The 26,445-nt window shown below is 57.7% G+C and carries 15 protein-coding genes; 5 read left to right on the top strand and 10 right to left on the bottom strand.

Annotated elements, in window-relative coordinates:
• The first annotated feature begins 11 nt into the window (after positions 1 to 11).
• From BM205_RS06055 to BM205_RS06070, 4 genes are all read left to right on the top strand, one after another.
• Positions 12 to 3,167, top strand: coding sequence for an MdtB/MuxB family multidrug efflux RND transporter permease subunit (locus tag BM205_RS06055; RefSeq protein ID WP_092413527.1), 3,156 nt, complete (start codon positions 12 to 14; stop codon positions 3,165 to 3,167).
• Between the two features lie 18 nt (positions 3,168 to 3,185).
• Positions 3,186 to 6,404, top strand: a complete 3,219-nt coding sequence (locus BM205_RS06060; protein WP_092413529.1) for an efflux RND transporter permease subunit — start codon at positions 3,186 to 3,188, stop codon at positions 6,402 to 6,404.
• A gap of 102 nt (positions 6,405 to 6,506) precedes the next feature.
• Complete coding sequence (locus BM205_RS06065) at positions 6,507 to 8,012, top strand: efflux transporter outer membrane subunit (protein ID WP_139227219.1); 1,506 nt, start codon at positions 6,507 to 6,509, stop codon at positions 8,010 to 8,012.
• A 53-nt stretch (positions 8,013 to 8,065) separates the two neighbouring features.
• Positions 8,066 to 8,497 (top strand): EamA family transporter, encoded by a 432-nt coding sequence (locus tag BM205_RS06070; protein WP_092413533.1) that lies wholly within the window; start codon positions 8,066 to 8,068, stop codon positions 8,495 to 8,497.
• Positions 8,498 to 8,505: 8 nt separating this feature from the next.
• Here BM205_RS06070 and pabB read toward each other — a convergent pair whose 3' ends face one another.
• Positions 8,506 to 10,410 carry an aminodeoxychorismate synthase component I gene (gene pabB / locus BM205_RS06075; protein ID WP_092413535.1) on the bottom strand — a complete coding sequence of 635 codons (1,905 nt, stop codon included), beginning with the start codon at positions 10,408 to 10,410 and terminating at the stop codon, positions 8,506 to 8,508.
• Between the two features lie 144 nt (positions 10,411 to 10,554).
• Here pabB and BM205_RS06080 point away from each other — a divergent pair, with 144 nt between their 5' ends.
• Positions 10,555 to 11,946: an MFS transporter gene (locus BM205_RS06080; RefSeq protein WP_092413536.1), complete on the top strand. Its 1,392-nt coding sequence runs from the start codon at positions 10,555 to 10,557 to the stop codon at positions 11,944 to 11,946.
• 35 nt (positions 11,947 to 11,981) lie between these two features.
• Here BM205_RS06080 and BM205_RS06085 read toward each other — a convergent pair whose 3' ends face one another.
• The 9 genes from BM205_RS06085 to trmD form a co-directional block, all read right to left on the bottom strand.
• Positions 11,982 to 15,983, bottom strand: coding sequence for a translocation/assembly module TamB domain-containing protein (locus BM205_RS06085; RefSeq protein WP_254783764.1), 4,002 nt, complete (start codon positions 15,981 to 15,983; stop codon positions 11,982 to 11,984).
• A 39-nt stretch (positions 15,984 to 16,022) separates the two neighbouring features.
• Entirely contained in the window at positions 16,023 to 17,795 is a 1,773-nt protein-coding gene (locus BM205_RS06090; protein WP_254783765.1) for an autotransporter assembly complex protein TamA, read from the bottom strand.
• A gap of 266 nt (positions 17,796 to 18,061) precedes the next feature.
• Complete coding sequence (gene fumC, locus BM205_RS06095; RefSeq protein ID WP_092413539.1) at positions 18,062 to 19,453, bottom strand: class II fumarate hydratase; 1,392 nt, start codon at positions 19,451 to 19,453, stop codon at positions 18,062 to 18,064.
• A gap of 97 nt (positions 19,454 to 19,550) precedes the next feature.
• Positions 19,551 to 22,388: a bifunctional diguanylate cyclase/phosphodiesterase gene (locus tag BM205_RS06100; RefSeq protein WP_092413541.1), complete on the bottom strand. Its 2,838-nt coding sequence runs from the start codon at positions 22,386 to 22,388 to the stop codon at positions 19,551 to 19,553.
• Positions 22,389 to 22,524: 136 nt separating this feature from the next.
• Complete coding sequence (locus tag BM205_RS06105; protein WP_092413543.1) at positions 22,525 to 22,872, bottom strand: DUF3579 domain-containing protein; 348 nt, start codon at positions 22,870 to 22,872, stop codon at positions 22,525 to 22,527.
• A gap of 170 nt (positions 22,873 to 23,042) precedes the next feature.
• Complete coding sequence (locus tag BM205_RS06110) at positions 23,043 to 23,999, bottom strand: CobD/CbiB family protein (RefSeq protein ID WP_092413545.1); 957 nt, start codon at positions 23,997 to 23,999, stop codon at positions 23,043 to 23,045.
• 204 nt (positions 24,000 to 24,203) lie between these two features.
• Complete coding sequence (locus tag BM205_RS06115) at positions 24,204 to 24,884, bottom strand: CoA pyrophosphatase (RefSeq protein ID WP_175511183.1); 681 nt, start codon at positions 24,882 to 24,884, stop codon at positions 24,204 to 24,206.
• Between the two features lie 216 nt (positions 24,885 to 25,100).
• Positions 25,101 to 25,493 (bottom strand): 50S ribosomal protein L19, encoded by a 393-nt coding sequence (gene rplS, locus BM205_RS06120; protein ID WP_061942602.1) that lies wholly within the window; start codon positions 25,491 to 25,493, stop codon positions 25,101 to 25,103.
• A gap of 153 nt (positions 25,494 to 25,646) precedes the next feature.
• Positions 25,647 to 26,396 (bottom strand): tRNA (guanosine(37)-N1)-methyltransferase TrmD, encoded by a 750-nt coding sequence (trmD, locus tag BM205_RS06125; protein WP_092413547.1) that lies wholly within the window; start codon positions 26,394 to 26,396, stop codon positions 25,647 to 25,649.
• Between the last annotated feature and the right edge of the window lie 49 nt (positions 26,397 to 26,445).

Genomic DNA, 26,445 nt, shown 5'->3' on the forward strand with positions numbered 1-26,445 from the left:
CTGAAGAACGCATGAATCCCTCACGCCAGTTTATTCTCCGGCCGGTTGCCACATCCCTGTTGATGCTGGCCATTTTCCTGGCCGGCGTCGTCGCCTACAAGCAATTACCGCTTTCGGCGTTGCCGGAAGTCGACTATCCGACCATCCAGGTCGTGACGCTCTACCCTGGCGCCAGCCCGGATGTCATGACGTCATCGGTCACCGCCCCGCTGGAGCGCCAGTTCGGCCAGATGCCGGGCCTAAACCAGATGTCTTCGACCAGTTCCGGCGGCGCCTCGGTCATCACCTTGCAATTCAGCCTGGACCTGAGCCTCGATATCGCCGAGCAGGAAGTCCAGGCGGCGATCAATGCCGGCAGCAACCTGTTGCCGTCCGATCTGCCGACACCACCAATCTACAACAAGGTCAACCCGGCCGATACGCCGATCATGTCGTTGGCGATTACATCGAAAACGCTGTCGTTGCCCAAGGTGCAAGACCTGATCGACACCCGCCTGGCGCAAAAGATTTCGCAAGTGCCGGGGGTAGGCCTGGTCAGCTTGTCCGGCGGTCAGCGGCCGGCCGTCCGGTTGCAACTGAATCCGCGCGCAGTCGCAGCGCTGGGATTGAATCTGGACGACATCCGCACCGCTATCGGCAATGCCAACGTCAACCAGGCCAAAGGCAGCTTCGACGGCCCGGCGCGCGCCTCGACCATCGATGCCAACGACCAGTTGCGCTCGGCTGACGAATACCGCAACCTGATCATCGCTTACAAGAGCGGCGCGCCGATCCGCGTCTCCGATATCGCCGACGTGATTGACGATGCAGAAAACGTCCGCCTGGCGGCCTGGGCCAACACCTCGCCCGCGGTGATCCTGAATATCCAGCGCCAACCGGGCGCCAACGTGATCGGCGTGGTCGACAGCATCAAGAAGATCCTGCCGAAACTGCAGGAAACCCTGCCCGGTGCTATCGACGTCCAGATTCTGACCGACCGCACCACCACCATCCGCGCCTCGGTGTCGGACGTGCAGTTCGAACTGCTACTGTCGATAGCGCTGGTGGTGATGGTGATTTTCATCTTCTTGCGCAGCGTACCCGCAACCATCATCCCGAGCGTGGCGGTGCCGCTGTCGCTGATCGGCACTTTCGGCGTCATGTACCTGGCCGGCTTTTCGGTGAACAACCTGACGTTGATGGCGCTCACCATCGCAACCGGCTTCGTGGTCGACGATGCGATCGTGATGATCGAAAATATTTCGCGCTATATCGAAGAAGGCATGAAGCCGTTGCAGGCCGCCCTTAAAGGCGCGGAGCAAATCGGCTTCACCATCATTTCGCTGACATTTTCGCTGATTGCAGTGCTGATTCCGCTGCTGTTCATGGGCGATGTGGTCGGCCGCCTGTTCCGCGAATTCGCCATCACGCTGGCAGTGGCCATCTTGATTTCAGCAGTCATCTCGCTAACCCTGACGCCGATGATGTGCGCCAAGCTGCTGCACCATATTCCAGAAGAAAAGCAAGGCTGGTTCTATCGCAAGAGCGGCGCATTCCTGGACCGGATCATTGCCCGTTACGGCGTGGCGCTGGAATGGGTTCTGCGCCACCAGGTCTCGACCTTGATAGTGGCCATCGGCACGCTGGTGCTGACGGCGGTGCTGTACATATTCATTCCAAAGGGCTTTTTCCCGGTGCAGGACACCGGCGTCATCCAGGGTATTTCAGAAGCTAGCCAGTCGATTTCATTTTCCGCCATGGCTGAGCGCCAGCAAGCGCTGGCTGCAGTGGTGCTGAAAGATCCTGCGGTCGAGAGCCTGTCGTCGTTCATCGGCGTCGATGGCAGCAACGCCACCCTGAATGCCGGGCGCATGCTGATCAACCTGAAGCCGCACAACCAACGCATCAGTGCCAGCGACGTCATCCGCCGCCTGCAGCCGGAACTGGATCGCCAGGTCGGCAACATCACGCTGTACATGCAACCGGTACAAGACCTGACGATTGAAGACAGCGTCAGCCGCACCCAATATCAGTTCGCACTCGAAGATGCCAACGCTGCTGAATTGAGCATCTGGGTGCCGAAGCTGATCGAGCGCCTGCGCAAGGTCCCTGAACTGGCAGATATCGCCAGTAACCAGCAAGATCTCGGTTTGCAAGCCTACATCGCGATCGACCGCGATGCGGCCTCGCGCCTCGGCATCACCACCGCGGCAATCGACAATGCTCTGTATAACGCCTTCGGCCAGCGCCTGATCTCGACCATCTACACCCAATCGAACCAGTATCGGGTGGTGATGGAGGTCAAGCCGGAGTTCCAGAAAGGTCCAGCGGCGCTGAACAGTATTTTCCTGGTTGCCGGCAACGGTAATCAGGTGCCGCTGTCGAGCATCGCTACGGTTGAGGAACGCACTTCGCCGCTGGTGATCAACCATATCGGCCAGTTCCCGGCCACCACGATTTCATTCAACCTGGCGCCCGGCGCTTCGCTCGGAGAGGCGGTCAAGGCGATCCAGGCGGCAGAACTGGAAATCGGCATGCCGGACAGTATCCAGACCAGTTTCCAAGGTGCCGCGCTGGCCTTCCAGGCATCGCTGAGCAACACCCTGATGCTGATCCTGGCTGCGATCATCACGATGTATATCGTGCTCGGCGTTCTGTACGAAAGCTACATCCATCCGATTACGATCTTGTCGACGCTGCCGTCGGCCGGGGTCGGCGCCCTGCTCTCGCTGATGATTGCCGGCAGCGACCTGGGGATTATCGGCATCATCGGGATTATCCTGCTGATCGGTATCGTCAAGAAAAACGCCATCATGATGATCGACTTTGCGCTCGACGCCGAACGCAACGAGGGTAAAACGCCGCGTGACGCGATTTACCAGGCGTGCCTGCTGCGCTTCCGTCCGATCCTGATGACCACCATGGCGGCTCTGCTAGGCGCATTGCCGTTGATGCTGGGTAGCGGCGTCGGTTCGGAACTGCGGCAACCACTGGGGATTACCATGGTTGGCGGCTTGCTGGTATCGCAAGTATTGACCTTGTTCACCACGCCGGTCATCTACCTGGGGTTCGACAACCTGGCGCGCCGCATGAAGGCACGTTTCGGCAGCAAGGGCGACAGCCACGGCGATGACGACCACGATGGCGCGACGCTTCTCCCTACGCCGCCACCGCAGCCGCAGCCGTAAGGTAGAACAGGTCACAGCATGAATATCTCGCGTCCCTTTATTGAACGGCCGATTGCCACCACACTACTGACCATCGGCATTGCCCTGGCCGGCATGGTGGCGTTCCGGCTGCTGCCGGTGTCACCGTTGCCGCAAGTAGATTTCCCGACCATCTCGATCTCGGCTTCATTGCCGGGCGCCAGTCCGGAAACAATGGCCGCCACCGTGGCGACGCCGCTCGAACGCGCGCTCGGATCGATCGCCGGGATTACCGAAATGACCTCGTCGAGCTCGCTCAGCTCGACCCGCATCACCATGCAGTTCGACCTCAGCCGCGACATTGACGGCGCCGCACGCGATGTCCAGGCAGCGCTGAATGCAGCCCGCAACCTGCTGCCGACCGGCCTGCCCAGCAATCCGAGTTATCGCAAGGTGAATCCGGCCGATGCGCCGATCATGATCCTGGCGCTAACCTCGGACAGCATGACGCAAGGCCAGATGTACGACGCCGCCGATACCATCCTGGCGCAAAAGCTGTCGCAGGTTGCCGGTGTCGGCCAGGTCAGCGTCGGCGGCAGTTCGCAGCCGGCGGTGAGGGTTGAATTGAATCCGACCGCGCTCAACAAGTACGGCATCGGCTCGGCCGATGTACGCACTGCAATCGCCGCCACCAATGCCAACCGCCCTAAAGGCGTGCTGGAAGACGGCGATAAAAACTGGCAGATTTACGCCAACGACCAGGCCAAGACCGCCGCCGAGTACATGCCGCTGATCGTCGCCTATCGCAACGGCGCGGCGGTGCGCGTCAGCGATGTCGCCAACGTCATCGACTCGGTTGCCAATGTGCGCAACGCCGGTTCCGCCAACGGCAAGCCGTCGGTACTGGTGATCCTGAACCGCCAGCCTGGCGCCAACATTATTGAAACGGTGGATGAAGTGCGGGCGCTGCTGCCGCAGCTGCGGGCCTCGATCCCGGCCGCCATCAATCTCGATGTCGCGCTCGACCGCACACCGACGATTCGCGCCTCTCTGCGTGAAACCGAGAATACGCTGCTGATGTCGATCGCGCTGGTGATCATGGTGGTGTTCCTGTTCCTGCGCAACGGCCGCGCCACGCTGATCCCGGCAGTCGCCGTCCCGGTCTCGCTGATCGGTACTTTCGGCGTCATGCATTTGCTTGGCTACAGCCTCGACAATCTATCCCTGATGGCGCTGACGATTGCCACCGGCTTCGTGGTGGACGATGCAATCGTGGTCCTGGAAAACGTTTCACGGCACATTGAAAAGGGCATGAAACCGTTTGCCGCCGCATTGCAAGGAGCGAAAGAAGTCGGCTTTACCGTGATGTCGATGAGTATCTCCCTGATCGCCGTGTTCATCCCGATCCTGTTAATGGGCGGCATCGTCGGCCGCCTGTTCCGCGAATTTGCCGTCACCTTGTCGGTAGCGATCCTGGTATCGCTAATGGTATCGCTGACCACCACGCCGATGATGTGCGCACGCCTGCTCAAGCACGAACCGCACCGCAAGCAAGGACGTTTCTTCACTGCCACCGAACGCGCCTTCAATGCCATGCTGCGCGGCTACGAACGCTCGCTGGCCTGGGCCTTGCGCTTTTCGCCATTGATGATGCTGATCCTGCTCGGCACCATCGTGCTCAACGTCTATCTGTACACCGCCATTCCCAAGGGCTTTTTCCCGCAGCAGGATACCGGCCTGGTAATCGGCGGCATCCAGGGCGACCAGGCGATTTCATTCCAGTCGATGAAGGTCAAGCTGAACGAGTTTGTGGATATCGTCCGCAAGGACCCCGACGTGCAGAGCGTGATCGCCTTCACCGGCGGCGGCCAGAGTAATCGCGGCAACATGTTCATCACCCTCAAGCCGCTGTCGGAACGCAAGCTCACGGCAGACCAGGTGATTGCACGCCTGCGCGGCAAGCTCAGCCACGTTCCCGGCGCCAACCTGTTCATGCAATCGGTGCAGGATATCCGGGTTGGCGGCCGCTCCAGCGATGCCCAGTACCAGTACACCTTGCAATCCGACGACCTGAACCTGCTGCGTACCTGGGAACCGAAGATCCGCGAGGCATTCAGCGTCTTGCCGGAACTGACCGACGTCAATACCGACCAGCAGGACAAGGGCTTGCAAACCACCTTGACCATCGACCGTGAAACCGCGATACGCAGCGGCGTCACGCCGCAGCTGATCGACGCGACCTTGAACGACTTGTTTGGCCAGCGCCAGGTATCAACCATCTACAGCGGCATGAATCAATACCATGTGGTGATGGAAGCGGGCCCGCAATACCTGCAGAGCCCGCAGATCCTGCACAACACTTACGTCAGCATTCCCGCCAGCACGGCCAACCTGTCGCCCACCACTTCGGCCCTCGGCAAACCGCCGGCATTGACCGCGGGCGGTCAGCTGGCCTCCAATACTTCGCTGGCGCTGACGCTCTCGACCACGGCTGAACAGCAGATGCCGCTGGCGGCATTTTCCAGCTTCCAGCCGACCAATACTTCGCTCGGGGTCAATCACCAAAGCCAGTTCATTGCCTCCACTATTTCTTTCAACCTGCCGGCAGGTGTTTCCTTATCCGATGCGACAGCTTCGATTAACGATTCGCTGGCCCGGCTCGGCGTGCCGACCGAGGTGCACGGCAGTTTCCAGGGCACCGCCAATGTATTCCAGTCATCCTTGAGCAGCCAGCCGGTGCTGATCTTGACGGCGCTGCTGGCGGTGTACATTGTGCTGGGCATCTTGTACGAAAGCTATATCCATCCGATCACCATCCTTTCAACTCTGCCTTCGGCCGGCGTCGGCGCCCTGCTGGCATTGCTGGCGACAGGCACCGATTTCAGCCTGATTGCCTTGATCGGGGTGATCTTGCTGATCGGTATCGTCAAGAAAAACGCCATCATGATGATCGATTTCGCCCTGGAGGCTGAACGCACCCAGGGCCTGTCGCCACGCGACTCGATTTTTGAAGCGTGCAAGCTGCGCTTCCGACCGATCATGATGACCACCATGGCGGCGATGCTCGGGGCGGTGCCGCTGGCGTTGGGCCATGGCGACGGCGCCGAGCTGCGCCGGCCGCTGGGTATTGCGATCGTCGGCGGCTTGATCGTGAGCCAGTTGCTGACGCTGTACACGACACCGGTGGTCTATCTGTACATGGATCGCTTCCGCCTGTGGAGCTCGGACAAATGGCAACGGCGCGGCGGTCGGCCGCTGCCTGACCCAAGCGAAGCATGACGGATGGATGTAGCCTTAGCTTTGTGAAGACGCAAAAATCATTGTCGGCGAAAAACTTTACTTAGCGGACACAGCGAACTCAACGGATTCAACGGATTCAATATGAAACATACGCAAGCACCCATGCATAAAACCTTGTTAGCGGCGACGGCCACGGCGCTGCTGTTAAGCGCCTGTGCTGTCGGCCCGGATTACGTACGGCCGGCCACAGTTGCACCGGCCGCCTTCAAAGAGATGAAGGATTGGAAGACCGCTACCCCCCAAGACCAGGAACTACACGGAAAATGGTGGGAAATCTACCAGGACCCGCAATTGAATGCACTGGTCGAACAAGTCAACATCTCCAATCAGAATCTGGCGCAAGCCGAAGCGCAATACCGGCAGGCTAAAGCATTGGTAGAGTCGGCAAGATCGTCTTATTTCCCGACAGTTTCAGCTAACGTCTCATCCACGCGTTCAGGCGGACGCAATAGCGGCAGCTCATTGAGCAGTGGCAGCAGTGCCAGCAGCGGTTCGGTAACGACCAGCGATTCGCTCGGCCTGAGCGCCAGCTGGGAACCCGATCTGTGGGGCCGCATAAGCCGTACGGTGGAATCCAATCAGGCATCAGCCCAGGCCAGCGCCGCCGACTTGCAAGTGGCCAGGCTCAGCGCCCAATCCACCCTGGCGCAAAACTATCTGCAGTTGCGGGTACTCGACCAGCAGCAAAACCTGCTCAACGACACCGTAGCTGCCTATCAAAAATCGCTGCAACTGACGCAAAACCAGTACGCCGTCGGCGTGGTTGCCCGGTCTGACGTGATTCAGGCTCAGACCCAGCTCAGAAGCGCCCAGGCGCAAGCGCTGGACAATGGCGTACTGCGTGCGCAGCTGGAACACGCGATCGCCCTGCTGACCGGGCAAGCGGCGTCCACCTTTTCGATTACACCTGCGCCGTTGGTTGCAGTGCTGCCGGATATTCCGATCGGCGTGCCCTCTTCGTTGCTGGAACGTCGCCCCGATGTCAGCTCGGCAGAGCGGCTGGCAGCGGCGGCCAATGCCAAGATCGGCGTGGCCAAGGCCGCTTACTTCCCCAACCTGACCTTGTCGGCTTCGGGCGGCTTTCAAAGCAACAGTTTCGCCAACTGGCTGACCGTCCCCAACCGCATCTGGTCGCTCGGACCGGCCTTGGCAGCCACCCTGTTTGACGGCGGCGCACGACGCGCTCAAAGCGATCAGGCAATTGCCGCCTACGACGCCAGCGTTGCGGTGTACAAACAAGCGGTGCTGACCAGCTTCCAGGAAGTCGAAGATAACCTGGCAACCTTGCGCATCCTGGAGCAGGAAGCCGTGGTCCAGGGCGAAACCGTCCAGTTTGCCCATCATGCGCTGGAGCTGATCTTGAATCAGTACAAGGCGGGTACCGTCAACTACACCAGTGTGGTGACGGCACAGGCAACCGCATTCAGTGCGGATTTGTCAGCGTTGAATATCCAGAATCGGCGCTATGCTGCAAGTGTGCTGTTGATCAAGGCGCTCGGCGGCGGCTGGAATCAGGCTGAACTGCCTGACAACGCCATGCTAAATGATCGTGACGCCACCGGAGACAGTAAGCCGGCTGCGAAATAACTGCAGGGTGGGCAAACTTTTTCGCCTACCCACCATCCACTCAGGGAGAAAACATGAACTTCGGCTCCAGCTGGCAGCTATTTGCCCTTGGCTCTGCATTTTTCGCCGGCTTGACGGCGATCTTCGGCAAGTTCGGCGTGACCGGCATGAACTCCAACTTTGCCACCTTCATCCGCACCGTCGTCATCCTGTTCGTGATCGCCGGCATCGTCACCTTGCGCGACGAATGGCAAAAGCCGGCGCTGGTCAGTCCCACCAACTGGCTGTTCCTGGTCTTGTCGGCAATCGCCACCGGCTTGTCCTGGCTGTGCTACTACCATGCGCTGCAAATCGGCCCGATCTCGAAGGTGGCTCCGATCGACAAACTCAGCGTCGCCTTCGCCATCGTGCTGGGCTTGCTGTTTGCCGGCGAACAGCTGACCTGGCCGGTAGCCATCGGCGGCTCGCTGATTGTGGCCGGATCGGTTGTGATTATCGCCTTTTAACTAAAAATTCAAGCTAGCTGCAACAGCCTTGCCGGCATGGTTCCGCGTAAGGCGTTGCACACCATGATCTGCTCGGCGGCCAGCAAATCCTCCATGCGCAAACTGCGTTCGCTGGCATTCCATGCCGGATCGTTCAGCACCACGCCGCGCATCACTCCCGGCAACAATCCCGATGTCAGCGGCGGCGTATACCAACGCCCGTCCAGTTTGAGGAAAACGTTGCTGCGGCCGCCCTCCGTCAACTCGCCTTCCTGATTGAAAAACAGCATATCGAAAGCGCCCAGCTGTTGCGCTTGTTGCCAGGCTTGATCATAGCGCTGCCGCACACTGGTTTTATGCCGCAGAAACAAGTCGCCGGATTGCATCGGCACCGGTGCGATCAATACACTGACAGGCGTTTCAAGGCTTCCCAGCTCCGCACTCTGCAGGTTGCAATTGCCATCTGCAGACAAGGTCAGCCGCAGCCGCTGAGGGCCTGTGGCCGGCAAACTCGCGCAATGCGCCTGCAGCGCCGCACGCAATATTTTGTCGTTATAGGGAAAACCGAAATAGACCGCGGAAGCCTGCAAACGCTGCAAATGCAAATCCAGATGACGGCAACCGTCCGCGTGGGTGGCGTAAATGGTTTCGAACAAGGAAAAATCGCCGCCCATGCCGGTCAGGAATTTTGCTTTCAATGCACATTCGTCATATTCCTCGGCTGCCACGCTGTCGTGCACGATACCGGCGCCGACGCCCATCTCACCTCGGCGAATGCTGGCGCCATATAAGCCATCCCGCGCGGCCGCTTGCAGCCACAAGGTCCGGATCGGTACCGACAAACAGAAATCGCCAAACCGATGGCCCGCCTGCTCCGCATCGAACCAGCCTATCGCACCGGTGTACAGGCCGCGCGGATCGGGCTCCAGTTCATCAATGATTTGCATGGTGCGATGTTTAGGCGCGCCAGTAATCGAACCGCAGGGATACAGCGCCTGGATCACCGCGCTGAGGCTGACATCGTCACGCACCTGCGCCTGCACGGTGGAAGTCATTTGCAGCACGGTATTGAACTGCGTCACCTCGAATAATTGCGGTACACGCACCGAACCCGGGACGGCGATGCGCCCCAGGTCATTTCGCAGCAAATCGACAATCATCAGGTTTTCCGCCAGATTCTTGGGATCCGCGGCGAGCGCCTTGGCAGCCAGGCGATCCTGCTCTGCGTTGCCGCTGGCGGCGGCGGTTCCTTTCATCGGACGCGCAGTCAACACGCCTGCAGCATGCCGTACGAACAGTTCCGGCGACAGCGACACAACCGCAGCGCCGTCGGCTAGCTGGATCAGGCTGCCGTACGGCACCGGCTGGCGCAGCCTCAGTTGTCGATACAGGGCGACAGGACTGCCGTAGACGTCGAAACGCAGGCGGTAGGTGTAATTCACCTGATAGGTATCGCCGGCTTCGATGTAGGCGTGAATCTTGGCGATGGCGGCAGCAAATTGCTCAGCGCTGACATTGGGCTGCAGGTTCGCGATGCCGGCGCCGGCTTCAGCCTGGTTTGATTCCGCTGCCTGGCGCTGTGCCAGCCACGCATCTACCTCGGCATCGTTCAAATGTTCGCAGTTGGAAAATAACAGAATTTGCGCCAAAGGCAGCGCCTGCACAACTTGCTGCCGAGGCCGGACATGCTGCAGACCAATCCCCAGCTCGTAAGTAAACAAGGTCACCGCGTGCAAACCTTCCCGCAAGGCTTGCTGCATTTGTTCGATCAGCACCGGCAGCTGATCCGCCTCAAAACAATGCAGACTGCGGACGTTGCCAGTATACAAACGCGACAGGCACGACAACCGGGATGATTGCGACTGCGCAGCCGTCGCACTGCTGTCATCCAGCAATGCGAAACACTCGGTCGATGAGAGAGACGTGTTGATCATGATTCTTGAAAAATACGATGGATAGCCAGCGGAACAGCCTGCATGCTACCTGATCGGTGAGGGATAGTCTAAACCGCTATAATTATGCTCTTTTAAGCAGGGTTGGCAGGCTTTCCTGCCCACCCGGCCCACCTACCGTCCCTCATGGCCATATCCCGCGTCTTCCTCACGCCACTGATCGTGGCTTGCGCCTTGTTCATGGAAAACATGGACTCCACCGTGATCGCCACCTCGTTGCCGATGATGGCGCATGATATGGGAGAGAGTCCGATTGCGCTCAAGCTGGCGATGACTTCCTATCTGGTCAGCCTGGCGGTATTCATCCCCGTCAGCGGCTGGATGGCCGACCGCTTTGGCGCGCGCACGGTTTTCCGCAGTGCGATCGGAGTGTTCATGCTCGGTTCGATCCTGTGCGGCATATCCAACACGCTGGCAGAATTTGTCTCAGCCCGTTTCCTGCAAGGGGTGGGCGGCGCCATGATGGTGCCGGTCGGACGACTGGTGATCTTGCGCACTACCTCCAAGGCGGAACTGGTGCGCGCCCTCAGCTACCTGACTATCCCGGCTTTGCTGGGCCCGGTGATCGGGCCACCGCTGGGCGGCTTCATCACCACCTATTTTCACTGGCGCTGGATCTTCTTCATCAATATTCCGATCAGCATTCTCGGCATTTACCTGGCTACCCGCTATATCGAGAACCTGCGCAGCGACGACACCGTTCCGCTCGACTGGATCGGCTTCCTGCTGTCTGCCATCGGCTGTTCGACACTGATGTTCGGCCTGGCCAGCGCCGGCCGCCACTTGGTCGCCGGCGATGTTTCGCTGATTTGCGTGGTGGTCGGCACGGTCAGTTTGCTGGCGTACGTGTGGCATGCGTTCCGTACCCCGCATCCGCTGATCAACCTGCGGCTGCTGCAAATCCCTACACTGCGCATGAACGTCTTCGGCGGTTCTCTGTTCCGCATCGGCGTGGGTGCGTTGCCGTTCTTGCTGCCGCTGCTGTTCCAGCTAGGCTTCGGCCTGACGCCGTTCCAGTCCGGCCTGCTGACTTGTGCTTCGGCAGCAGGCGCCATTTTTGTCAAAACCATGACAACGACCGTGCTGAAAAAATTCGGCTTCAGGAGCGTGCTGGTCTATAACACGCTGCTTGGCGCGCTGTCGATGGCATTGTTCGGCGTGTTGAAAGTCGATTCGCCGCATATCTTCATCATCCTCATGCTGCTATTGGGAGGCTGTGTGCGTTCGATGCAATTTACCAGCCTGAATGCCATTGCCTACGCTGAGATCGACCAGCGCCAGATGAGCCAGGCCACAAGTCTCACTAGCGTCGCCCAGCAACTGGCGATTGGCCTGGGCGTTACCGTCGGTGGCTTTGCGCTGCAGGTATCGAATCAGGTTCAGGGCCACGCGACGCTGGTCAGCGCCGATTTCTGGCCGGCGTTCCTGCTGATCGCCCTGATCGCTTTGGCTTCGCTGCCGTTTGCCTTGAAACTGCAGCCGGATGCCGGCGCGGAATTGTCAGGCCGCCGCGCTTGATCCAGTAGAGCCCGGGTTAAAACCCGGGCCAGAACCTAATCGAAACGCAAGTTGTACAAGACTTCAAGGCCGTTGATGGTGCCGCCGCGCATCACCATCGACCAGCGCCGTGAAAATTGCCAGGTCACTTTCAAGATGCTGGCAGCGCTGGTCAGGCTCTGCTCGTAACCCAGGTTGATTTTCTCGGTGATGGCCTTGCCCAGGCTCACAACCTGCTCGTTCTCGATGCCGGAATCGCTGGAACCGATCGAGAATTCGTCAAAGCCGATACCCTGAGCAATCTTCTTGCCGCCGTAATTCCCCAGCAGCGCCAGCGCTTGCCCGGCGGCCTGACGCTGTCCCAGCGCGGAACTGTCGCTGCCATGGCCAAACATCAGCCAGGACAGTTTTTCCTCATCCGATACATTCGGCTCCGACACCAGTTTGACCCGCAGATTGGATGGATTGCCGGTAATCTCCGCCCCAGCCTCGACTTCCTGGTTGCGCTTCATGGCGAGGATATTGATATTCGGATTGTCGATCGGCCCGTGGAAATTGATCAATCCGCGTTCAATCGCCAGCTTGCGGCCGAATACCTCGTAGCTTCCGCTTGCCACCCGAATCGTGCCGGTAGCGCGCAGCGGCTGGTAAGGCTCGCTACGAACCTGCATCGCGCCACGCAACAGGATATCGGCGCCGCTGCCGCGGAAACGGAAATCGTTGCCGAAATCGACCTCCACATTCATCACCGGCGTCGCGCCGCCGGCCGGTTTCTCTGCGGCTTTGGCTAAACGTTCCTGTTCCGTCAACGGCGTCGCGCGCGCTTTGACATCCTTACGCACGATGACCACGTCATCCCCCAGCACCGGCGCACTACTCTTCGGTAAATCGAACAAGGCGCTGTCAACGGTGAATTTGCCGTCCACGTGCAACTGTTCCTTGACGTTGGCAATCTTGGCCTGACCGGACACCATCAGCTGGCGATCCGGGCTGGCAAACAGTTGCAGGCGATCGGCAATCACGCTGGCGGTCAGATCGGGATTGTCGTGGCCCAGCTGCAGCCTGCCGGAGGCGCGTATGGTGCCGTCGCCGCCGTGGAATTCCAATTGCTGCAAATCGACCACGTTGTTGGCCAGATTCAGGCGCGCAGTACCGTCTTTCAATTTGATTCCCTGGTCGAACAGGGTGACGGCAAGCTTGTCGCCTGTGACTTTGCCTGACAACATCGGCTTGCCGAGCTGGCCGGCCAGATTCAGATCCAGCGCAAGGCTGCCGTCCAGCGCCACCTGTGGCCCGATCAGCGCGCCGATGGGTTTCAGCTGCGGCACCTCCAATTTAGCCTGGCCGGACAAAGCCGAGCTGTCGCTGACAGTCCAGCTGCTGCCGTTACGCTGCAAAGCCAGCTGCAATTGCGTATTCAAGGTACCGATCCTGGATGCCGCCAGCTGGCTATCCAGCTTGACCTGTCCGGACTGCAGGTCTGCACGCAGTTTCAACTCAGACAAACCCAGGCTGATATCGCCGCGCCCCGGATTGATCCGTAAATCGCCGCTGCGGCGGGCGATCTGCAGATAGCCCGCCAGATTCTCAGCCAGCGAAAAGTCCCAGCTGCTATCCAGCACCAGATCCGTCTTCAAAGGTAATTCCGGACCGCCGAATTCGCGCACCAAGCCAAGTATGGTTGCCACATTAAGCGCGTTGATGGCGCCGGCCGAACGAATTTTTCCATTATCGTAATTGAAATTCTTTAAATCGATTTGCGCATCTGCCACATTCAAACGCGTCGCACCAAGCACCAGGCGGCCGGCCTCGGCATTAATCGTCAACGGCGCCGCGAGACTGATGCGCGGCGCTCCCTGGTTTTGCAATTCGCTGAGCTGCCCGTGCCAGCCGTAACCTGCATTGCTCTCGCTCAGTTGTCCCTGCGCGGCCATGGTCAGATGCAAAGGCTTGCCACGCAGTGCGCCGCTAGTGTCCAGTTTCAAGGTATGCGCGCCATAGGTACCGGCCAGGTTCAGGTTCAATTTATCCAGCGCCATGTCGGTGCTGTGCAAGCCACGCCCCTCGACGCTGACAGCCAGCCGGTTATTGGCTGAATTCAGCCCGGCGTTCAAGTCTGCCTGCACATCGGCCTGCCCTGAAAGGCTGTCTATCCGATGTTCGCCGTAGGCTAATTTTTCGGCACGGTACGAAGCTTGTATATTCGGTTTTTGCATGGTGCCTCTGACCTGGCCGTCCAGATGCACGGCGCCGGAGAGGCCGATGCCCAGGCCCTGCAACTGCGGAGCATCGATTTTCAGGTCGAGGCGATCGCCGGCGGCGCCAAAACTGCCCTTGGCCAGCAACTCGTTACCGGCCACCGACAATGCAACGTCGCTGGGCAACAAGCGCATCCCGGCCAGATTGAGCACGCCATTACCGGTCATCGGCAATTGATCGTAGCGGCTATCCTTGATGACGAACTTGAGCTTCAGTTTCAGTTCGGGCGCCAGGTTGCCGCTGGCGTCGATATCCATATTGATATTTGCCGTCGTCGCCTGCGGGTGGGATTTGGCGCCTTTCGGCTGCGTGGCAGCATTGCTGTTGATCCAGAGGAAAGGATTGAAATCGCGCAAATTTCCTTTCACAGCGTAAGCCATGTCCGCATCGCGGCTCAAATTGCCGCTGATATCCAGATGTGCCGGTCCGGCCGCCAGTTGCGCCGTCTTGACGGCAATCTGTTTGGCGTCGATCAGCGTTTCCAGTTTCGCCTGGTAGGTGGCGTCTGCCAGATTCAAGCTGATTTGCTGGCTTTCGGGCATCAACTTGATATTGACTGGCCCGCGCAGTTGCGACGGCTTCAATTTGCCATGCAAGGCTTGCAGATCCAGGCCGGCGATGTCGAAGTTGAATTCACCGTTGTTTTTATTTTTACCGTCGCTGTGGTATTCACCTTGGCCGCTGATGCTAGCGTTCTTCAATAATTTCAACTGCAGGCGGGATAACTGCTGGGTCCGGGTGTCCAGCTGCAACTCAGCGCTGGCGCTGACCAGCGGCAAACGATCCTGATCCAAAGCACCTGCCATTGCGTTGGTAATCGTGATCGGGCCACTCACCGTCAGCGCCGCCAGATCTATACTGGCTGATGCGCTCCCAGCAGCGTCAGCTGGCGGCGCCAATGGCTTCAGCGCCACCTGCAGGCTCAAATCGGCTTGCGGCGCACCGCTGCTGAACAGTTTCGGATTGATGTGCGTCGCGTTCAATTCAAGCTGCTGAAACGGAATGGGCGCAAACGGTGTTGCAGCAATCTTGGCAGTGCCGCTTAACTTGTCGCCGCGCGCGTTCAAGTCTATATTCAGCGCCGCCAGGTCGCCGGATAAGATCGCATCCAGTTGATATTTTTCTTTTTGGTATTCACCGCTCAACTCGGCTCCGCCACTCAGCGCATACGGTTGCACACCGTTCAAGCTGAGTTTCGCGCTGGCCTTGCCATACGGCGTGTCCAGCCGTTCCAGGAACAGATTGTGCTGTATCCGGTCCGACTCGCCGTGCAATTGCAGATGACTCAGTTCGGTCGTGGTCAGGCCTTGGTGCAAAGACAGCTTGTTCAGCGAAATATCGTTGAGAACCAGTTGTAGCGGCAGTTCCAGGCTGGTCGGCATGACGGTCGGCTGCGGTGGTGTCGGCTCTAGCCGGGCATCGACATTACCGACATGCAGATAAGCGACCGTCAGCTTGAACGGTGACCGGCTAAGCTGCCACCTGGCATCGATGCGGTCAATCGTGTACTGCTGGGTAGCATCACGGTACACCAGATTGCGCAACTGCAAACCGTCTGCCACAGTGCCACCGGCCAGCTGACCGGATAAATTACCGTGCATTGCCCAGGTGCCTAACTGCCACAAGGCCCGTGTGCCGGATTCTGAACGGACGCCGAAAATTACCGCAGCAACAAGCAAAATCAACAGCATCAGGCATGCCGCAAGCGAGCGCCACAACCAACGCAAGCGGCTGCGGCCGCCGTCGGGACCTGGCGGCAGGCTGGTTGATTCTGGAGAGTTGGTTGCTGCCTGAGTCATGCGTTCAATCTCTTGCGTTTGAGCTTAAAAAAGAAAAAATCAGAAGGCGATGCCGAGCGAAATATGGGGCCGGAATTGTTTGGCCTGAACGCCATAGGCAAGGTCGAGATTCACAGTGCCGACCGGGCTCCGATAGCGTACGCCGACGCCGGTGCCGACCTTGGTAGACCTTTCTCCCCAACTATCGGTAGCACTGCCAATATCGTAAAACAAGGCGCCGCCCCATTGCTGGGTGAGCCAGTGCTGATATTCAGCGCTGCCGGTCACCATGTACTTGGTCGGATAGACGGTACCGTTTTGCGAATTGCCGATGCTGTCATAACTATAACCGCGTACCGATTCATTGCCGCCGGCGCGGAACAGCAAGGAAGCCGGCACCGAGGCGCTGGAACCGGCGGTAAATACGCCACCCAGTTCCGTACGCAAAATCACGACGTCGCGTTTTGCGACAGGGAAATATTGTTTATAACGGCCATCAGCACGGAAAAAAGTCTGGTCGGTCAGCAAACCCTTCAAGGCGAAGCCGGTTTGTATCGAAAAGATATGGCCGCTGCGCGGGAAAATGGGATCGTCGACAGCTCGCCGGACCCAGGCAAAACCGGGAACCAGGGCCTGATGCTCTCCCGGCCGAACCACGGTATTCGGCGGCAGGGTTGCACCGTCAATCTGCTGCAGGCGGTCGCGATAATAATCCAGGGTCAAGGCAGTATCATAATTCTCCAGCGAGCGCGCACGCTTGAGTCCGATTTTCATGCTGCGCAAATCGACGCCTTGCAAGGTAGTCCTGTCATACGAACCGTTGACGCCGTTGACGAAACTGCGCGTATCCGGCGGCATCGACAAATCAAGCGAGCCGTATTGCCGGCGCTGTTCAATCTTGGTCTGGGCGTCGAACACCCACGCTTTGCCGAAAACATTGTAATTGGTGTACCGGCCCTGCACCTGTGCCCCGGTATCGGAAGCATAGCCAAGCCCGGTGCGCAGCCTCTGCGTCGGGAACTCGGTTACCTGGACATTGACTGGCGTTTCTTGCGCATGCGCCGGATCATCGTCAATGCTGACGATTACATTACCGAAGTATGGGGTGTTCTGGATCTGCCGCTGCAGCAACAGCAAACGGTCGACGCTGTATTCTTCTCCCACCTGCAAGGGATTGACGTTCTCGATAATGCTGGCCGGATAACGTTTGGTGCCGGTGATATGCAACGCTCCCAATGTAAATCCGGGGCCGCTGTCATATTGCACCGAGAGTTCGGCGTCGTTGTCTTCAGGCGTGATCCGGGCTTCCGAACGGGCGATCCTGGCTGCCGGATAGCGCTTCTTGAGCAGCACCTGCAAGCCGTTCTCCTTGGCGGTCGCCCAGTCAGCCTGGCGAAACGGCTGGCCGGCCGGCAAACGCCAGTTCTGCTGTATCTGCAGCACACGCTCAGGCACCTCGGTAGCGGCGCTGCCGATCACATTGATGGTGGCGGCGGACACCATGGTGCGTTGTTGCGGATCGATTTTCAGGTGGATCGTCTTGATCTCGCCTGGCACTACCGTAACGGTGGTTTTAGGTGAGAAATAACCTTCGGTCGAAGTCAGTTGGGTGACGTGCTCGTCCACCGTGTCAATCAGGAATTTCAATTGATCTTCGCTCAAATCCTGGCGATCCTTGTAACGCGACAGATCCAGATGCTGTTCAAGCAAGGCCTTTAATTCAGCCGGGGCTTCGATCTCGACCCGATACGTGGCGTTGGCGCTAATCGTACTCAGGCAGAGCAAGCCTAAAACCACGCCACAGGCAGATGGTTTCAACCAGCTTGAGGACATGCGGATACATTTCAGCATGCGTGGCAACCTGCAGATGAACACTGCATGTCAGTTTTTATCAGGAAAACCAGTAAGAGCATAAGCAGACGAAATGGCAGAAGCAACGGTAGCGGAGGATCATTTTAACAAACATTGTTTTTGTATTGCAAAAACGACATTACCCCTTTAACGTCATTGTATTGGATGCTCCGTTCCCATGGCGCGATGTAACATGATTTAACCTCGATTAATCAGGGTACATCGGCCATCGGTTATCCAGCCAACAGTTACTCGGGGTAAGTCATTTTTGCCGGCTGCACCCATTCGGCGAACTCTTGTTCCGTCACGTAGCCGAGCGCCAGGGCCGCCTGCTTCAGCGTACTGCCGTCATGGTGCGCATGCTTGGCGATTTGCGCCGCACGGTCGTAACCGATGTGTGGCGCCAGCGCGGTCACCAGCATCAGCGAGCGCTCCATCAATTCGGCAATCCGGTCGCGATTGGCGCCGATACCGTCGGCGCAATGCTGCTCGAAACTGGCCATGCCGTCGGCCAGCAGGCGCACGCTTTGCAGGAAATTATGCGCAATCAGAGGTTTGAATACATTTAACTCGAAATTACCGGAAGCACCGCCGAAATTAATCGCCACATCGTTGCCGAACACCTGGCAACACAACATGGTCAACGCTTCGCATTGGGTCGGGTTAACCTTGCCGGGCATGATGGAGCTGCCAGGTTCGTTCTCCGGAATGCTGATTTCGCCCAGGCCGGAACGCGGACCGGATGCCAGCCAGCGCACATCGTTGGCAATCTTCATCAGGGCAGCGGCCAATGTTTTCAAGGTGCCGTGCGCCGCAACCAAGGCATCGTGCGCTGCCAGCGCAGCAAATTTATTGTCGGCAGTGCGGAACGGCAAGCCTTCCGTCTTGGCTAACTGGGCGGCAACCCGGCTGCCGAAATCCTTAGGCGCGTTGAGTCCGGTGCCTACCGCGGTACCGCCGGCGGCCAGGTCGCACAAAGGCTCCAATGTGGCCTTGATGATTTTTTCTGCATGGTCTAGTTGGGCAACATAGCCAGAGAATTCCTGGCCTAATGTCAGCGGCGTCGCATCTTGCAGATGGGTGCGGCCGATCTTGACGATATCCTCAAAATCCACCGATTTCTTATGCAAGGTCGCACGCAGTTTTTGCAGCGCGGGCAATAATGCGTTGGCGATGCCGAGCGCAGCGGCGACATGCATCGCCGTCGGAAAGATATCGTTCGATGACTGGCTAAGATTGACCGCATCGTTGGGATGCACCAGACGTGATTCGCCACGCACGCCGCCAAGAATTTCCGAAGCGCGATTGGCCAGCACCTCGTTCATGTTCATGTTGCTCTGGGTGCCGGAACCGGTCTGCCAGATGGATAATGGAAACTCATCCGGATGTTGCCCCGCCACCACCTCTTGCGCCGCCTGCATGATGGCGGCGGCCTGGGTTTTCGATAGCTTGCCGAGATCCAGGTTGACTTGCGCGCAGGCTTGCTTGACGGCTGCCAGCGCCACGATCAGCTCGGGCGGCATGCGCTCGCTGGAAATATGGAAATGATGCAGGCTGCGCTGGGTCTGTGCGCCCCACAGCCTCTCATCCGGGACTTCGATCTTGCCAAAGGTATCGCGTTCGATTCTGCTGGTAGTCATTTCAGCTCCATAAAAGTGGCGAGGCCCGACACTGCGATACTTCAGTCACTGCAGTCACTGCAGTCACTGAAGTAACATTCAGGCCGTCAACAAAGTCTTATGGTAATACTTTTCCTTCGCGCAGGATTATTTCGATGTCGGCAGCCGATACCGGCTCGCTGAAATAGAAACCTTGCATTTCATCACAGCGATGACGTTGCAGGTAAGACAGCTGCTCTTGCGTTTCAACCCCCTCGGCAATCACTTGCAAACGCAGGTTGTGGGCCAGAGAGATGATCGAGGCGACGATCGCAGCATCGTCCTGGTCGACCGTGATATCGCGCACAAAGGATTGGTCGATCTTCAATGCATCGATCGGGAAACTCTTCAGATAGGCCAGGCTCGAATAGCCGGTGCCAAAATCATCAATCGACAATTGCACGCCTATCGATTTCAGGTCGTTCAGAATACCCACGGCCAGCTCGACATCCGTCATCACCAGGCTTTCGGTCAATTCGATTTCGAGATAGTGCGGCGCCAGTCCGGTAGCTTCCAGCATCTCGGCAACCTGCTGCACCAGGTTTTGCTGGAAAAACTGGCGCGTCGACAGGTTCACCGACATCCGCAAATACCCCAGGCCCATGCGCTGCCACGCCTTGTTCTGCTCGCAAGCGGTGTGCATCACCCAGGCGCCCATCTGTACGATCAGGCCGGTTTCTTCCGCCAGGTCGATGAAACGCGTGGGCGAAATCATGCCCAGTTGCGGATGTTTCCAGCGAATCAGCGCTTCCATGCCGACCATGCGGCCGGTACGCAAATCCACTTGCGGCTGGTAGTAGAGCAGTAATTCCTTACGTTCCAGCGCATTGCGCAAATCACCCTCGATCCGCAGGCGTTCAAGCGCGCGTTCATTCATCGCCGCCGTGTAGAACTGGTAATTGTTATTTCCCATTTCCTTGGCGCGATACATGGCGATATCGGCATGCTTGAGCAAGCTGTCAGGGTCGGTACCGTCATTCGGGTAGACTGCCACGCCGATGCTGCAGCTCAGGAAAAAATCATAGCCTTCAATTTGCAAGGGACGCGCAATCGCATCCATCATCCGTTGAATCAAGCCCACGCTCAGCTCTTCATCAAGACGCTCCGGCAAGATCAAGACAAATTCATCGCTGCCCAGCCGCGCTATGGTGTCAGCTTCGCGGGTGAACGCTTTCAGGCGGCTGGCGACCTCTTTCAGCAACAGATCGCCGGCATTGTGCCCGAGCGTATCGTTGACGAATTTAAAGCGGTCCAGATCGACGAACAACACCCACACCCTGTGGCCGTATAGCTCGCCATAGACAATCGACTGGCTCAGGCGATCGCTCAGCACATTGCGATTGGCGAGGCCGGTCAAGGTGTCGTGGCGAGCCTGATGCTCCAGCTCGGCCTCGTAACTCTTCATTTCCGTGATGTCGTACAGAGACGTGACGAAGTGGCTGACGCGGCCGGAACTATCCTTCACGGGCGCAACGTAAAGCTCGTTCCAGAACAAGGTGCCGTCCTTGCGATAACTGCGGAACACGGTATTCGCAGTGCGCTTTTCGCGCAGGGCGGCGCGAATTTCTTCCAGGCCGATCTGGTCGTGGTCGTCGCCATGCAGCATTTCCAGGTTGCGGCCGATCATATCCCTGGCGGAATAACCGGTAATCCGTTCGAATGCGGGATTGACATATTCCACCTGATAATCCGGCAATTTGGCGCTGGAAATGATGATGGCGTTCGCACTCGATTCGATGGCGCGCTCGCGCAGCTGCAAGGCATCTTCGGCGCGCTTGCGGGCGACGATGTCCTCTTTCATCATTTGCGTCGCCAGCTTGACTTGCTGGGTACGGGCGTCCACCAGCCGCTCGATCCGCTTGGAGCGCGTCGATAGAAAATACAGATAGGCGGCTCCCATCCAGCTCAGCAAACTACCTAGCAGCAATACCAGGAGCGATCCGACATTCTTCTTGGTGAATACGCGCGCCGGCGCCGAGGCCTCTATAAACCAGGATTTGCCGGCAAGTTCAAACGTTTGCGACATGTCTTGCGGCGCGTCATACAGCAACCAGGCAGGCAGCCAGTCGCTGGTATTTGACGGCTTGGCCAGGTTACCCTGGCGATAAACCAGGGTGTCGTCCTCCGGCTTGGCGCTGGCATAGACCCGAAGATTGAAATCTTCACGCGCCTGCACGCCGTCGCGGGCCAGGATATTGTTGACGAAAGCATCGGCGCGCAATGCCGCACTGGTAAAGCCGACCAATGCACGACGGCGATCGTCGACGCTATCCAAGACCGCACCGTGCTGATAAACCGGCATCAGGACCATCATGATCAGCTTGCTGCCGTTCTTAGGCTTTTGCTCAAACAGATCGGTAGAAGCCGGCAAACCGGTATCGCGTGCGCGGTTCGCGGCTTCGCTCTGAACTTTGCTGGTTGCCACATCCATGGCAAACGCACCTTCATTGCCGGCCATCGGCTCAAGAAATTCGACCACCCGATATTCATCGTGCCCAGCTGCCGGTTCCGGCTTGCCGTCGCTTAATTGCCGAATCGAAAAATCAGGATAATGTTTACGTATCTCTGCTTCATAAGCAGGTCGTTGGGCCGCGCTCACCAGGCGCTGAAAACCCAGCGACTTGATATAAGGAGCGCGGACCAGCATCGGTGCAGTAAAAGTGTGGAATTGTTCGCGAGTGACGCCGTCCACAGTGACGAACAGGCGATTGACGGTTTCCAGTTCATGCACCAGGCCATCCAGGCCATCCACCACGGACTTAAGATGGCCACTGGCAAGACGTCGGAATTCGGCATCCATCTTCTCGTATTCGAGGTGACGAACGGAAACAAACAAGCCGAGAGTAATCGCCAAGCCCAATATCAAACTGGACAAAGAAGCAATGGGTATGAAGATTGACGAACCACGACGAAACATTTCTACTCCACTGCGAACAATAGGCGAAATATTACACGGTCTTATTACCCGATAACGTCGCTCGAGGATTTCTTTTTAGTATCACAAGACAACTAAAAGCCACAGAGAAAGAATCGCAGCCGTCGCAGATGAGAAATCAGGGCGATTTCGGTGTTTCGGCCTCAGGCAACAAGCAACCCTGCAAAATTTGCAGATCGTTGTCTTTCGCGAAATTGACTACAAAATGGTAGGCCAAAGGTTCGATCTGGCGCAGATCTTCATTGACGACTACCGACCGCACACCATTCAGCAGCACCGGCCGGACGTAGGGCGAATACTGCAGATGCGCGTTGCGGCCGCCCGATCCTTCCGGGCGAAAACAGGCCATGACGCCGCACAAGCGCTCGGCCCAGTCGCTGGGCCGAAACTGCCTGCCATCGCTGGTGATACCTTGAATAAAAAATTCGCGGGAGGGGGTGTCAGGGGATTGGATAGGTTCTGCCATGCGTACAGCTCGTTTCTTCTATAACGCTTGCTACAGACATTGCTTTGCCTCGGGTAGAAGCAAGCTACTAGTTTTGCGTAAGTGATTCTTACGTATTATATCTTATAGAAGACTTACGCACCATCTCGCGTAGCGTGGACACGCCTTTGTGCCCACCCTGCATCGTTGATTTACCCGAGCCACACTGCGGCCGACAACAGCAGCAACAAGAACATCCACAGCAACAGGGCACGCCAAACCAGGCCTACCGTACTTTGCAAGGCGCGCGGGGTGGGAATATCGCCCGGCGGGCTTTCGCTTTCCATGGCGGTCGAATCCACTGTCGACGCATCGGCCGGCAGGATCGAAATCGCGGTTTCCGGTGGTGCGCCCAGCAACACGCCCATGGCGCCGCCGCCGGTAGACAAAATGATGCCGTCCGTCTCATTTTTCCAGCGATCGGCAAAATTACGCCAGGCGTAGATCGCATCTTCGAAATTACCGACTACCGCAAAGGCCGCTGCTGTCATACGCGCCGGAATCCAGTCTATCCAATAAAATGCCTGGGCCGCAAAACGTCCAAAAGCTTCATTGTGCATGTGATCCGGTTCATTCCAGCCGCGCGCCAGATACTCGGCGATGCGGTACATCACGGCACATGCCGGGCCAACCGGCATGAGGAACCAGAAGAACACGCCGAACACATGGCGATGCGTGGTGATCAGCGCCTTTTCCACGGCGATGCGGGAGATTTCACTGACATCCATGTCGGTGGTGTCGAGCTTGGTCCATTCGGCCAGCAAGGTTCGCGCCGTGGCGTCGTCGCCAGTATTGAGGGCCAGTTGAATCGAGCTGAAGTAATGGCTGTAATGGCGGAAGCCGAGGGTCAGATACACGATCAGGACATTCCAGAGCAGTGCCGCCCAGGCCCCGATATGCACGCATAACCAATAGATCAACGCGGTCGGGACGGTGAGTGCCAGTATCACGCAAAACCAGCCCAGCCGGCCCTGACGCGCCTGACCTGCATTAAACGATGCCTCTATCTTGTTCGCGAAATGCTTGACCCATGCATAGACGGGATTGTCCGCGCGCAGCGGTTTCAGTTGCTCGATCAGCAATGCAAACAGAATAGAGAGAAATGTCATTAACCAGCCCTATAAATCAATCGACGGCGCCAGCAGCGGCGCGGCAAGATCGGCACCCATATCCGCCATATCGCGGTCCATTAGCGTTGCCATAACATCTAAAATTGCAGTATCCCATACGATAACGCAGCACACGCACAGAATCAAACTTGTACTGAACTTGTTTTCCGTGCCTGCCACGCATTTGGGCGCTGCACAATGAATCTAAGCCCGGAGAAAATGAAACAGATTCCTTAACATCGCAGCAGTCGCTCCCCAAATGAAGAAGCGCTCATAGGGCATCGCATAAAAGGTGCGGCGATAACCATCCGGCAGATCGATGCTGCGCAACTGATGGTTTAGGCCATCCATCAGGAATGCCAGCGGGACTTCAAAGATTTCAGCTACTTCGTTTGGATCGGCCCGCAAGCTGACTGGCGGATTGACCAGGCACACCACTGGCGTTACGCGATAGCCGGTGCCGGTAAAATATTCCGGCAAACTGCCGATCACCTCGACCTGGCGGCGCGCCAGGCCGATTTCCTCTTCGGCTTCACGCAGCGCGGTTTCAATTGGCGAGGCATCGCTCTGCTCCATGCGCCCACCGGGAAAACTCACTTGCCCCGCATGATCGGTCAGGTGGGCGGCGCGCTGGGTAAACAACAGCGTCGGCTGCTGCTCGTGCATGACAATGGGAATCAACACCGATGCCGGCGTTACCGGCTTGTCCTGCTGCTGCGCCATGCGTTGCACGGTATGGCTATCCAGGTGCTCCGGATGCCATTCCGGCCGCTGCGCGAAACGCTGACGCAGCCACGCGGCATTCATCCTTTCGGGCGCCAACGCAGATTCACCGGCAACCGCATCAACCGGCAACATCAGGGGATCGAAAGTCAATTTAACCAAGAAAATTCCTCTAGCAATCTTTTCAATACTTTACCGCGATGGCAGCGAAGGAGCTATCCCGGTCACAGATAATAACAATTAACGCTATTTTACTTTGCGGCAACTATTTAGTGGGGATCATGCGATAGCTTGCAGCAAACATAAATCTCAAATGCAAAAAGGGGCACCTGACGGCGCCCCTTTTTTATGCAATACCTATGCCTGCATAACAACCACTTACTCTGCTGCTGGTGCAGCCTTTGCAGTGTTGCGACGCTGTGGCAATTTTTCCTTGATACGTGCCGATTTACCGGAACGCTCACGCAGGTAGTACAGCTTGGCGCGACGGACATCGCCGCGACGCTTGACTTCGATCGACGCGATCAGTGGCGAGTACAGTTGGAATGTACGCTCAACGCCTTCGCCGGAAGAAATCTTACGGACGATGAAGTTGGAGTTCAGACCACGGTTACGACGCGAAATCACAACGCCTTCGTAAGCCTGAGCACGCTTGCGCGTACCTTCAACTACGTTAACGCTGACGATGACAGTATCGCCTGGTGCGAATTCAGGGATATTTTTGGCAAGGCGAGCAATTTCTTCTTGCTCAAGTTGTTGGATCAAGTCCATTTTTAGCTCCATATACCATCTTGCTGACGCCAATTGTGCAAAGCACTGCTCAGTAGAGGATGGGGTTAATACACAGGTGGCCGGCTGGCCTCCCCTTGGTACTGCTTTACTGCATACTACTAACTACAACCCGGCGATCAAGCACTTTCGTACTTAACCTGAATTCCGTAAAAACTTTTCATCGGCTGCACTCAGCAAACCGGCAGCGCGTATCTTCTGAATCAGATCCGGCCGTTTCTTTGCCGTGGCAGACAGCATTTGCTGACGCCGCCATTTTTCGATTTCAGCGTGATGCCCGCCCATCAAGACCGGCGGCACTGCTACGCCTTCATACTGTTCCGGCCGGGTGTAATGCGGACAATCCAGCAAGCCATTGACAAAACTGTCTTCAACTGCCGATGCGCCGTCATTCAATACCCCGGGCAACTGCCGGATCACCGCATCCATCAAAGCCATCGCCGGTAATTCGCCGCCGGACAAAACGAAATCGCCAAGGCTGATTTCTTCATCCACGCAACGATCCAGCAAACGCTGGTCAACCGCTTCATAACGGCCACAGAGCAATACCAAACCAGGTTCGGTACGCAATTCCATGACGCGCTGATGCGTCAGTGGCCGGCCTTGCGGTGACAGATAGACTACTCTCGGTGCAGGCAGGCTTTGCTGCAGCTGACGCGCCTTGGCTGCTTCAATCGCAGCTTCCAGCGGCTTCGCCATCATCACCATGCCGGGGCCGCCGCCATAAGGCCGGTCATCCACGGTACGATGATTGTCGGTCGTGAAATCACGCGGATTCCACAAAGCCAGCTCGCATCTTTTTTGTTCAAACGCACGCCGGGTAACACCCGATTGCGTCAATGCAACAAACATTTCGGGAAACAGTGTGACGACATCAAATTGCATACCGCGCACCTTTTTGTTTCGCTTGCGATCTTGTTTGCTGCTTTAGCTG

This window comes from Collimonas sp. OK307 (assembly GCF_900113705.1).
Lineage (GTDB): Bacteria > Pseudomonadota > Gammaproteobacteria > Burkholderiales > Burkholderiaceae_D > Collimonas.

Coding starts and splice junctions, on each gene's coding strand:
- BM205_RS06065 (WP_139227219.1), top strand. CDS start 6,507: ATGAAACATACGCAAGCACCCATGCATAAAACCTTGTTAGCGGCGACG.
- BM205_RS06055 (WP_092413527.1), top strand. CDS start 12: ATGAATCCCTCACGCCAGTTTATTCTCCGGCCGGTTGCCACATCCCTG.
- BM205_RS06060 (WP_092413529.1), top strand. CDS start 3,186: ATGAATATCTCGCGTCCCTTTATTGAACGGCCGATTGCCACCACACTA.
- BM205_RS06105 (WP_092413543.1), bottom strand. CDS start 22,872: ATGGCAGAACCTATCCAATCCCCTGACACCCCCTCCCGCGAATTTTTT.
- rplS (WP_061942602.1), bottom strand. CDS start 25,493: ATGGACTTGATCCAACAACTTGAGCAAGAAGAAATTGCTCGCCTTGCC.
- BM205_RS06110 (WP_092413545.1), bottom strand. CDS start 23,999: ATGACATTTCTCTCTATTCTGTTTGCATTGCTGATCGAGCAACTGAAA.
- BM205_RS06090 (WP_254783765.1), bottom strand. CDS start 17,795: ATGTCCTCAAGCTGGTTGAAACCATCTGCCTGTGGCGTGGTTTTAGGC.
- pabB (WP_092413535.1), bottom strand. CDS start 10,410: ATGATCAACACGTCTCTCTCATCGACCGAGTGTTTCGCATTGCTGGAT.
- BM205_RS06080 (WP_092413536.1), top strand. CDS start 10,555: ATGGCCATATCCCGCGTCTTCCTCACGCCACTGATCGTGGCTTGCGCC.
- BM205_RS06085 (WP_254783764.1), bottom strand. CDS start 15,983: ATGACTCAGGCAGCAACCAACTCTCCAGAATCAACCAGCCTGCCGCCA.
- fumC (WP_092413539.1), bottom strand. CDS start 19,453: ATGACTACCAGCAGAATCGAACGCGATACCTTTGGCAAGATCGAAGTC.
- BM205_RS06070 (WP_092413533.1), top strand. CDS start 8,066: ATGAACTTCGGCTCCAGCTGGCAGCTATTTGCCCTTGGCTCTGCATTT.
- BM205_RS06100 (WP_092413541.1), bottom strand. CDS start 22,388: ATGTTTCGTCGTGGTTCGTCAATCTTCATACCCATTGCTTCTTTGTCC.
- trmD (WP_092413547.1), bottom strand. CDS start 26,396: ATGCAATTTGATGTCGTCACACTGTTTCCCGAAATGTTTGTTGCATTG.